The 10,658-nt window shown below is 44.3% G+C and carries 6 protein-coding genes; 2 read left to right on the forward strand and 4 right to left on the reverse strand.

The features are described 5' to 3' along the window. Positions 1-868: 868 nt before the first annotated feature. Complete coding sequence (locus tag HMPREF9304_RS05665) at positions 869-2,593, forward strand: RluA family pseudouridine synthase (protein ID WP_231564476.1); 1,725 nt, start codon at positions 869-871, stop codon at positions 2,591-2,593. 131 nt (positions 2,594-2,724) lie between these two features. Here the strand turns inward: HMPREF9304_RS05665 and HMPREF9304_RS05670 are convergent, their stop codons facing one another. The 3 genes from HMPREF9304_RS05670 to pckA form a co-directional block, all read right to left on the reverse strand. Further along, the gene (locus HMPREF9304_RS05670; protein WP_036927274.1) at positions 2,725-4,914 is read right to left on the reverse strand and encodes a glutamine synthetase III family protein; all 2,190 of its coding nucleotides are present in this window, start codon (positions 4,912-4,914) and stop codon (positions 2,725-2,727) included. A 163-nt stretch (positions 4,915-5,077) separates the two neighbouring features. After that, entirely contained in the window at positions 5,078-6,649 is a 1,572-nt protein-coding gene (locus HMPREF9304_RS05675; RefSeq protein ID WP_081953655.1) for a sulfatase family protein, read from the reverse strand. A gap of 106 nt (positions 6,650-6,755) precedes the next feature. Next, positions 6,756-8,369 (reverse strand): phosphoenolpyruvate carboxykinase (ATP), encoded by a 1,614-nt coding sequence (gene pckA / locus HMPREF9304_RS05680; protein ID WP_036927277.1) that lies wholly within the window; start codon positions 8,367-8,369, stop codon positions 6,756-6,758. Positions 8,370-8,613: 244 nt separating this feature from the next. Here pckA and upp point away from each other — a divergent pair, with 244 nt between their 5' ends. After that, positions 8,614-9,273 (forward strand): uracil phosphoribosyltransferase, encoded by a 660-nt coding sequence (gene upp, locus HMPREF9304_RS05685; protein ID WP_036927279.1) that lies wholly within the window; start codon positions 8,614-8,616, stop codon positions 9,271-9,273. Between the two features lie 136 nt (positions 9,274-9,409). Here the strand turns inward: upp and HMPREF9304_RS05690 are convergent, their stop codons facing one another. After that, on the reverse strand, positions 9,410-10,060 hold the full coding sequence (locus HMPREF9304_RS05690; RefSeq protein ID WP_036927286.1) for an HAD family hydrolase: 651 nt from the start codon (positions 10,058-10,060) through the stop codon (positions 9,410-9,412). Positions 10,061-10,658 lie beyond the last annotated feature (598 nt).

A 10,658-nucleotide genomic window follows, 5' to 3' on the forward strand; every position in this document is an offset into this window, starting at 1 on the left:
AAGTGCCTCTCAAAACTCGCGTGAAATCATCCAACGGCAAAGTTGGTCGCAAATACGCGAGTTATGAGCGATGTTTGTAATTTGTTGTTATTGAGATGGTTACGCTTTAGAGACGTCTTTTCATTCCCATTTTTACCAGTTTTTTGCGGTTAAAGCATTGAGATAAGCCTTCAATTTGCATGCTTTAATGCCGTTGAAGTATGTGAATAACACCTCTAATACATGTTTCCAAGAGCGTAAACTCAATGTTTTAGTTTCAATCGACGTTTTATTTGTTAAAATCAGCCCATTTTTGCATGTCGTTTGCCTATTCATTTTTTCTATTTCGCAGATTTTAGATGACCGTTTTTTGGTAAAATAACAGGACAAAAACAACTCCTTCCTTTAGCAAAAAACAGCAAGATGAAAAGGCGTAGCTTTTTTATTGAGAGAGTAGTTGTTGGTAGGACAAGTGAAATCAATGAAAGCGAGTGGGGTAGACGATGAACACAAGCGTTCTGATGAAGAAGGCAACTGTATAGGTACACTTTTGAGGAGTGTAGGGACTGGAGGTGTAGCTTTGAGGCAGCGAAAGCAGGATGTCGCTTGCCTTTGTCGTTGCATTGCCCAATTTAATTAAAAGGTTTACGACCTCTCGGTATTGTACTACGTGAGTATTGATAGCGTGATTAACGGGCTGAAAGCCCAAAAGCACTCAGCTCAGAGCAACGCTCTGGGTAAGCGTGTGATTGGGACTGCGCTCCGTAGGAGCAAAAGCATGCTCAAAGAAATGACCGTCGAATGCGGTGGTATCTCGTATAAAGTCCGTAATTTTGTAGCGGGTTAGAAAATTTCAGCCGTTACTTTGAGTTCGTTTTGCTTCACAGTCATGGCTTTTGAACAACCTCCTTTTATGCACACTTCCATGATTCAACGTGATAACTCCGTAGACAAAGGTTTTGAAGCTCATTGCTTTCATCCACTTAGCACCGATGTGGAGCGTCCTCAGCAATTGAACAATCCGTTCAATTATCGTCCGCATCCGCTTGCTCTTTTGGCGGCAGAGCAGTTGCAGCGGTATGTAGCATCGCAACCGGCATGGCAGGAAGAGATTGCTTTAGGAAAGATGTTTGGCGTTTTGGTGGTGGAAGATGCCCAACAGTCATTGGGCTATTTAGCTGCTTACTCGGGACAAATCGGAGGGCGTAGCAACTGGCTTGGATTTGTGCCTGCGGTGTTTGATTTTCTTGAGCCACAGGGGTATTTTAAGAAACAAGAGGCTTTTATTACTCAAATCAATGCAAGGGTTAAGTGTTTAGAGGTTGATGAGGAATACCAAACGTTGAAAACGAAGTTAAAGGAATATGACCAAACGGCAGCTGCCCAACTGATATCGTTTCAAGAAGAGATGAAAGTCGCCAAAAAGAGGCGTGACCAACAGCGTAGAGAGCTAATTCTGAATGTCGACCAACAGGCTGCCCTCATCAAGGAGAGCCAGTTTATGAAAGCGGAATATAAGCGACTCAAGGAGCGGTTGCGCATCGGAAGGACACCGCTTCTGCAATTATTAGCCGAGCACGAGCAACAAATGGAAGATGCCAAAGCACAACGCCGAACCTTATCGGACGACTTACAACGCTGGCTTTTCTCACATTTCGTCATGTTGAATGCGAAGGGGGAGCAACGTAACCTCCTTACCATCTTTGCCCAAACAGCGCAAGGTGTACCGCCTGCGGGTGCAGGGGAGTGTTGTGCGCCCAAGCTTTTGCAGTATGCTTATCTACACCGTTTGAAGCCTGTCTGCATTGCTGAATTTTGGTGGGGCGCATCCCCCAAGACCTCTGTACGTCATCACGGGCAGTTTTACCCTGCTTGTCGTGGCAAGTGCCTGCCTATTCTTTCTTTTATGTTGCAAGGTTTGAAGGTGGATGCGGAGCAGTCTGTTGAAGAGCAACACAGCCAACTTCCTGTCGTTTATGAAGACGATGCCCTCATTGTTGTGGACAAACCAGCAGGGATTCTTTCTGTTCCGGGACGTTCTCTGCGCCCCTCTGTCTACTCCATTTTGCAAAATCAGATGCCCTCATCGGTCGAGTTGTTTTCCGTTCACCGCCTCGATATGGCTACATCGGGTTTGCTGATATTGGCAAAAAACAGTGTGGTTTACCGTCATCTGCAACGCCAATTCAGGACACATCATGTACAAAAGGAATATATAGCCATCTTGGAAGGAGCGTTATCTCAGCGGAAGGGCGTTGTTACGCTGCCCCTTCGTCCCGACCCTTTTGACCGTCCGCGGCAGGTAGTTGATTGGGAGCATGGCAAAAAGGCTGTGACCTCCTATCGTGTGTTAAATGTACGACACGGTAAAACTTGGGTAGCTTTGTTTCCCGAGACAGGCAGGACGCATCAGTTACGCATGCACTGTGCGCATGCAGAAGGGCTCAACTGTCCTATATTGGGCGACCCACTCTATGGTCATCATGCCAATCGACTTTACCTGCATGCCACTTCTATTACCTTTGAGCATCCCATTTCGGGACGACTCCTCACCCTACATGCTCAACCACCCGCTGACTTTCAAGACGTTTTTATGGGGAGAAAGCATGGATGATTTTCTGGTTTGATAGGATTTGCGGTGATACCTACGGGGTTGCGATTGCTTCAATACAACAACAGAGGGGTTGCGATACGAGCCGCTAACCCCTCTGTTTCCTTTCTTATTATAATAAGGTATATGCTTTTCTATCTAATAAATAGCAATTCACGATATTTAGGCAGTGTCCACAATTCGTCGCTAACGATGAGTTCGAGTTTGTCAATTTGATAGCGTATCTCTTCCATCTTTGGCGCAACGGTATCGTGATAGGCAATCGCTTTCTCGCGTTCAGAAGTTATTTTGTTGGCAATCTTACGTGCATTTATCAGTTCTTCCACACCTGTCTCAATGCGTTGCGTACGTTCAGCAATCTCTCTAATAATCTTTTTGTTACGGCAAGTGAGCTGTTCTGCTTCAGTTCGATCGAATATGTTGAACATGTGGCTCACATTCTCCGCAATTTGACTTTGGTAATGCGTGGCAACAGGGATGATATGATTCATCGTGAGGTCGCCCATCACACGTGCCTCAATTTGAATTTTCTTGGTGTACATCTCCCATTTTACTTCATTGCGTGCCACTAACTCATTGCGTGACATAACCCCAGTGCTTTCAAACATCTCGATACTCTGTTCGTCTAAGTATCTATCAAACACGATAGGACAGCTATTTTCGCAGTCTAATCCACGGCGTTTGGCTTCCTCTACCCATTCATCGCTATAGCCATTGCCATCGAAGTGAATAGGTTTGCAGGTTTTTATATCTTTGCGCAGAACGTCGATGATAGCCGATGTCTTGTCTTCGCCCTTTGCAATGAGTTCATCAACACGTTGCTTAAAGCCATTAAGTGCCTCTGCCATGGCGGTATTTAGCACTATCAACGCACAGGCACAGTTGGCTTCTGAACCGACAGCACGAAACTCAAAGCGATTTCCAGTAAATGCAAAAGGACTGGTACGGTTGCGGTCAGTATTGTCAAGGAATAGCTCTGGAATCTCTGGAATATCGAGCATCATCCCCTGTTTACCATTTAAGGTAAAGAGATCATCTTTATCGGCTACCTCAATGTGATGTAATAAATCAGAGAGTTGCTTTCCCAAAAAGGAGGAAATGATAGCAGGTGGAGCTTCATTGGCACCCAGTCGATGCGCATTGGTGGCACTCATGATCGAGGCTTTGAGCAATCCGTTATGCCGATATACACACATCAGTGTTTCTACCAAGAACACCACGAAGCGCAAATTGTCCTCGGCGGTTTTACCCGGAGCATGGAGAAGCACGCCCGTATCTGTGCTCAAGCTCCAGTTGTTGTGCTTTCCACTACCATTGATGCCTGCAAATGGCTTCTCGTGTAGCAGCACACGGAACCCGTGTTTGCGTGCTACTCGCTTCATGAGCGACATCAACAACATGTTATGGTCGTTTGCTAAGTTACATTCTTCAAAGATAGGTGCCAACTCAAATTGGTTAGGAGCCACCTCGTTATGACGAGTCTTGCAGGGTATCCCCAATTCGAGAGCACGAATCTCCAAGTCTTTCATGTAGGCTTGCACACGTTCTGGAATCGTTCCTAAATAGTGATCGTCCATTTGTTGGTTCTTTGCAGCATCGTGTCCCATAAGGGTTCTCCCTGTTAGCATCAAGTCGGGACGAGCGTGGTATAAATCTTCATCCACCAAGAAATATTCTTGTTCCCAGCCCAAGTTGGTGTGTACCTTTTTTATCTGCGTATCAAAATACTGACACACCGCAGTAGCTGCCACGTCGACAGCATGCAACGACCGCAAAAGGGGAGCTTTGTAGTCTAACGCTTCGCCTGTATAAGAAATAAAAATGGTAGGAATACACAGGGTGTCATCAACGATGAAGACAGGTGAGGTAGGATCCCATGCCGAATAGCCTCGTGCCTCGAAGGTATTGCGAATGCCACCATTCGGGAAAGAAGAGGAATCTGCTTCTTGTTGTACCAAAAGTTTGCCACTAAACTCTTCTATCATTCCTCCCTTACCGTCAAACTCTACAAAGGCATCATGTTTCTCGGCAGTGCCTTCAGTGAGAGGTTGAAACCAGTGTGTATAATGTGTAGCCCCGTTTTCTTGTGCCCACTGTTTCATGCCTGTTGCCACTGCATCGGCGATGGCTCTATTGAAGTGAGCCCCATTATCAATCACATCAGATAGTTGTTGGAATACATTTTCGGGCAGATATTTTTGCATTTTTGCGCGATTAAAGACATATTTGCCAAAATATGCAGAAGGTGGCTCTTTCGGTGTTACTATTTTTAAGGGCGCTTTTTTCGATGCTTCTGCAACAACGTGAAATCTGAAATTATTCATTTTTATACTATTTGTGGTGTAAATCTTTAGAACTCCATCTTGAAAAGATACCGCTAATGGTACAAACAAGTTAGCAGTTGCAAAATTACAAAAAAACTGAAAGTCGTGACAGTGTGTGCCCTTCTTTTTTTAATCGATAGTTTGATGCGTCCACTCTCAACGGTTAATGCTTCGGTATGAAACCTTTTTCTCGCTCTGTCTGTAAGATGCGAGCCAGCTTGTCAGTTACGTCAGGATGGCTGGTAGCTACGTTCTCTCGCTCAAATAGCTCTTTGCTCATGTCGAAGAGCTGTGCGGTTGGGCAGTTGCCTGTCTCTATTTTGGGTCCCCAAGTAATCATCGGCTTTCCATTGCTCGGCTCTATGTATTTCCATTTTGCTGTTCGCACCGACAGTACATGTGCGCTTGACTGCTCAATGACATACGGTCTTCCTGTCTTGTCCGTGCCTAACAGCGCGGATAGTCCACTCTGACTGTCGGGTGCACTGCCTTTAGGAAGGCGCGCTTGTAGCAGGTTGGCGAGGGTTGCCATCAGATCTATTTGGCTTACCAAAGCCTGCGATTCTTGTTTGGCTTTTACCTTGGCAGGCCAACTCACGATGAACGGCACGGCAGTTCCTCCCTCGAAGGCGCTGTATTTGTAGCCACGAAAAGGACCAGATGGGCGGTGTCCACCCAATTTCTCCTCAGCTTGGTCTTGGTAACCGTCATCTATCACAGGACCGTTGTCGCTGGTTAGGATGATAAGGGTGTTTTCTCGCAGTCCCAACTCATCGAGAACTTGCGTGATTTTTCCTACAGACCAGTCGAATTGCACAATGGCATCGCCTCGCAGTCCCATAGGGCTTTTGCCCCTAAAGCGTTGGTGTGGAAATCTCGGCACATGTACATCGTTGGTTGCAAAGTACATGAAGAACGGTTTGTTGCAGTTTTCGCGTATGAAATGTACCGCATGTGCTGTGATGGAGTCGGCTATGTTTTCGTCTTTCCACAAAGCTTTTCCACCCCCTTTCATATATCCAATGCGCCCAATTCCGTTTACTATAGCCATGTTGTGACCATGACTGGGCTTGAGATTGTACATCAGTTCGGGGTTTGTCTGACCCGTTGGTTCGCCTGGGAAAGGCTTTTTGTAGCTCACCTCAATAGGTGCTGAAGAATCGTAGTTAGCCACTTTCCCGTTTTCGATGAATACGCAGGGAACACGATCACTGGTGGCTGCCATGATATAATGGTAGTCAAAGCCCAAGTCTCCCAATGATTGAGCCAATGGTGCGTTCCAATCTTGCTCCGCTGTTTGGTCGCCAAGTCCCAGATGCCACTTGCCAATAGCACTTGTAACATAGCCTTTGCTCTTGAACATGTCTGCCAGAGTGAACTGTCCTGGACGGATAATCATGCCCGCATTGCCCGCTGCCACATCGGTGTCTGTGCGTCTCCAAGCATACTGACCCGTGAGAAGTGAGTAGCGAGATGGCGTACTGGTGGCTGCCACGGCGTGTGCATTGGTGAATCTGATACCGCTTTTTGCCAAGCTGTCCACATGAGGTGTACTCACTCGCTGTGCGTCATAGCACTGCAAGTCACCGTATCCCAAATTGTCTGCTACGATGACGATGACGTTGGGTGATGGACCTGTTTGGCTTGTTTGTGCGCAGACAACGCTCGAAACGGCTGGTGTAACGATGATGGCGACCATCATTCTTGGATGAATTATGAGGGATGTTTTGGCCATGGTGTGTATTTTGTGCGGTTTGCAAATGACAGTAACGAAAAAAGGGGCTTATCACATCGATGGATGGATAAGCCCCAGCTTTAATCGCTATGATGCGAAAAATGTATTACAACTGAGGACCAGCAGCTACAAGAGCCTTACCAGCTTCGTTTGTAGTGTATTTGTCGAAGTTCTTGATGAAGCGTTGAGCCAAGTCTTTTGCTTTCTCATCCCACTGTGATGCGTCACTGTAAGTGTCGCGTGGATCGAGGATTTCGGTAGCAACACCTTCCAACTTGGTAGGAACTACGAAGTTGAAGTAAGGGATAGTCTTGGTAGGAGCCTCGTCAATAGAGTGATTCAAGATAGCATCAATGATACCACGAGTGTCACGGATAGAGATACGTTTGCCTGTACCGTTCCAACCTGTGTTTACTAAGTAAGCCTTAGCGCCATTCTTCTTCATCTTCTTTACCAACTCCTCAGCATATTTTGTGGGGTGCAATTCAAGGAATGCCTGACCGAAACAAGCTGAGAATGTAGGAGTAGGTTCAGTAATACCACGCTCTGTACCTGCCAATTTAGCGGTGAAACCAGAGAGGAAGTAGTACTTGGTTTGCTCCTCGTTCAAGATAGATACTGGAGGCAATACGCCGAATGCGTCTGCAGACAAGAAAATCACTTGCTTAGCAGCAGGACCAGCAGAGATAGGCTTTACGATATTCTTGATGTGGTAGATAGGATAAGATACACGAGTGTTCTCTGTGCGGCTCTTATCTGTAAAGTCAATTTTACCGTTTTCGTCAACAATTACGTTCTCCAAGAGAGCGTCGCGCTTAATAGCTCCATAGATATCAGGCTCTGACTCTTTGTCAAGGTTGATCACCTTAGCATAGCAACCACCTTCAAAGTTGAATACACCATTGTCATCCCATCCGTGTTCATCATCACCAATCAACAAACGTTTTGGGTCGGTAGACAAGGTTGTCTTACCAGTTCCTGACAATCCGAAGAAGATAGCGGTGTTCTCACCGTTCTTGTCAGTGTTTGCAGAGCAGTGCATTGAAGCCATACCTTTCAGTGGCAAGAAGTAGTTCATCATTGAGAACATACCCTTCTTCATTTCACCTCCATACCATGTGTTCAAGATAACTTGCTCTTTGGTTGTAACGTTGAAAGCAACGCAAGTTTCAGAATTCAAGCCCAGTTCTTTGTAGTTCTCTACCTTTGCCTTAGAAGCATTGTAAACAATGAAGTCTGGCTCTTGGTCGAGTTCTTCTTGATTAACAGGACGGATGAACATGTTGGTTACGAAGTGAGCCTGCCATGCTACCTCAACGATGAAGCGAATCTTCATACGTGTGTCTTTGTTAGCACCGCAGAAACCGTCTACTACAAACAAACGCTTGTTAGAAAGTTCTTTCTTAGCCAACTCATTAACGACCTTCCAAGTAGACTCTGTCATCTTGTGGTTGTCGTTCTTATATTCGTCAGTAGTCCACCAAACGGTGTCGTGAGAATTAGCGTCGTCAACAATGAACTTGTCCTTGGGTGAACGACCCGTGTAAATACCTGTTTGTACACAAACTGCACCCAGTTCTGTCTCCTGACCTTTCTCAAAGCCTTCAAGGCCTTCTTTGGTCTCTTCTTCGAACAACAATTCGTAAGAAGGATTGTAAACTACCTCTGTTGTACCTGTAATTCCGTACTTTTCGAGTACTGATTTATCAAACTTTGCCATTATATAAAAATGTATTTAAGTGTGAATAATTATTCTTGATCAATGAATTTCTAATTCGACTACAAAGTTACAGAAAATATATCCGTCGACAAATTTTAGGTTATAAAAAATATATATATCGTTTCTGTTTTAGGTTAAAGAATTGAAAAAAGAAAGCATTGCTTTGATATTTGCAATTTTCACTTTGCAAAAACAAATGGAAATGGCTACTTTTGCAGGATGAAAACATAACACATTGAAAACAATGAAGATTATCAACTTTAGTGAGTCGAACTCGATTATGAACCAGTATTTAATGGAAATAAGAGATGTTGACTACCAGAAAAACCGTTTATTGTTTCGTAATAATATCCAGCGAATAGGTGAATTAGAAGCCTATGAGATATCCAAGACCCTTGATTACGAGAAGAAGGATGTCACTACGCCTTTGGGTGTTGCACAGGTGAATATTCCTGCCAACGAGGTTGTATTGGCTACGATCTTTCGTGCAGGCCTTCCGTTCCATAACGGTTTTCTAAATATCTTCGATCATGCGGGCAATGCTTTCGTGTCTGCTTATCGTCAATATATTGACAAAGAGCAGCATGAGGTGGGTGTGCATGTGGAATATTTGGCTACACCGAGTATTGAAGGTAAAACCCTTATCATTGCCGATCCTATGTTGGCTACGGGGGCTTCCATGGAGTTGGGTTATCAAGCTTTCCTCACAAAGGGAACGCCTAAGCGAATCCATGTCGCTTGCGTCATTGCGACACCAGAGGGTATCGACCACATCAAGAAAACTTTTCCCACGGAGGAAACTACTATCTGGTGTGGAGCAATCGACCCAGGTCTTAACGAACACAAGTATATTGTGCCCGGTTTTGGCGATGCTGGTGACCTTTGTTATGGAAATAAGCTGTAACTACAGTCGTTAGCTGACTGACATAGGGTTTTTATTGATTATTTTTCCTGTTGAAGCAGCATACATACTCACTTGCTTTTTAAGAGATGTTTTTGTGAGAATGTATGCTGTTCGGTGGTTTTATTTTTTGTTTTTGCTACCTTTTTACAATCTTCAGTAGTTCCTTGAAATCGTCAATAATAAAGTCGGTGTGAAGTGATGTCATTTGTTCACGTGTGCCATTGCCGTAGGTAACACCGCAAGTAAATACATTGGCGTTTTGTCCCATTTGGATGTCATACACCGTATCTCCAACCACCATTGCCTCTTGAGGTTGAATGTTTAGATGTGTTAGGGTCATTAAGACAGACTCTGGATGAGGCTTCGCATTCGAAACATCGTTGGCACTCACTACAAAGGGAATGATATCTTTCAGTCCAAAGGTATCTACAAAGTTAAGAAGAGAATGCTTGGAGCGACTACTGGCAATAGTAAGTACGTATCCTAAGCGGTGCAATTCTTGCAAAGTCTCAAGTACATTTGGGAAAAGTGGCACAGCACCGGGAACATTGTTTTCATGAAACACCTTGTCATACGTTGCAACACATTGCTCACCCATTTCGTCTGTCATAGGGATTAAGTCGGTAAAAGTCTGTTTTAAGGGCAGGCCAATCATTTTGGCGCATTGCTCTCGGGTGCGCGGTTCTAAGTGAAGTTGCTCAATAACTTCTAACATGGTGTTGGTAATCAGTGTCTTGGTGTCCGCCAAAGTACCGTCAAAATCGAGAATAATAGCTTTTAAGTGCATGTTTGTTTTGTTAAATGGAAACACAAAGATAATCAAAATACGGCTATCTTCAGGCGAGTAGTGGATAAAAAATGGAAAAACAAATGGGAAGGATAAGAGTTGTTACGGTACTTTTTCGTGTACACAAATCTTACGTTGAAGACTCATATTTTTACAACGAAAAGGCTCTTATCAGATAGCGGAAATAAAATTATCGGTGTGCAGTTTTGGAGACTCATCAATGCTGAATTATCTTTACAAAGTGCCTCTCATAACTCGCGTATTTGCGAACAACTTTGAAGTTGGTCGCAAATACGCGAGTTATGAGCAATGTTTGTAATCTGTTGTTATTGAGGGTGTTATGGTTATAACATCGTTTTTCATTCATAAATATACCACTTTTTTGCCGCTGAAGCATTGAGATAAGCCTGCAAGTTGCATGCTTTAATGCGGTTATTACATGTAGATAACACCTCTAAAGCGTGTTTCCAAGACTGTTAAGTTAATGTTTCAGCCTGAAAAGGCGTTTATTTTTTGAAAATCAGCCCATTTTTGTTGTGCGTTTGCCTATTGATTTTTTCTATTTTGAAGATTTTAGATGGCCGTTTTTTGGTAAAAT

The sequence above is a fragment of the Hoylesella timonensis S9-PR14 genome, assembly GCF_000762405.1.
Taxonomy (GTDB): domain Bacteria; phylum Bacteroidota; class Bacteroidia; order Bacteroidales; family Bacteroidaceae; genus Prevotella; species Prevotella timonensis_A.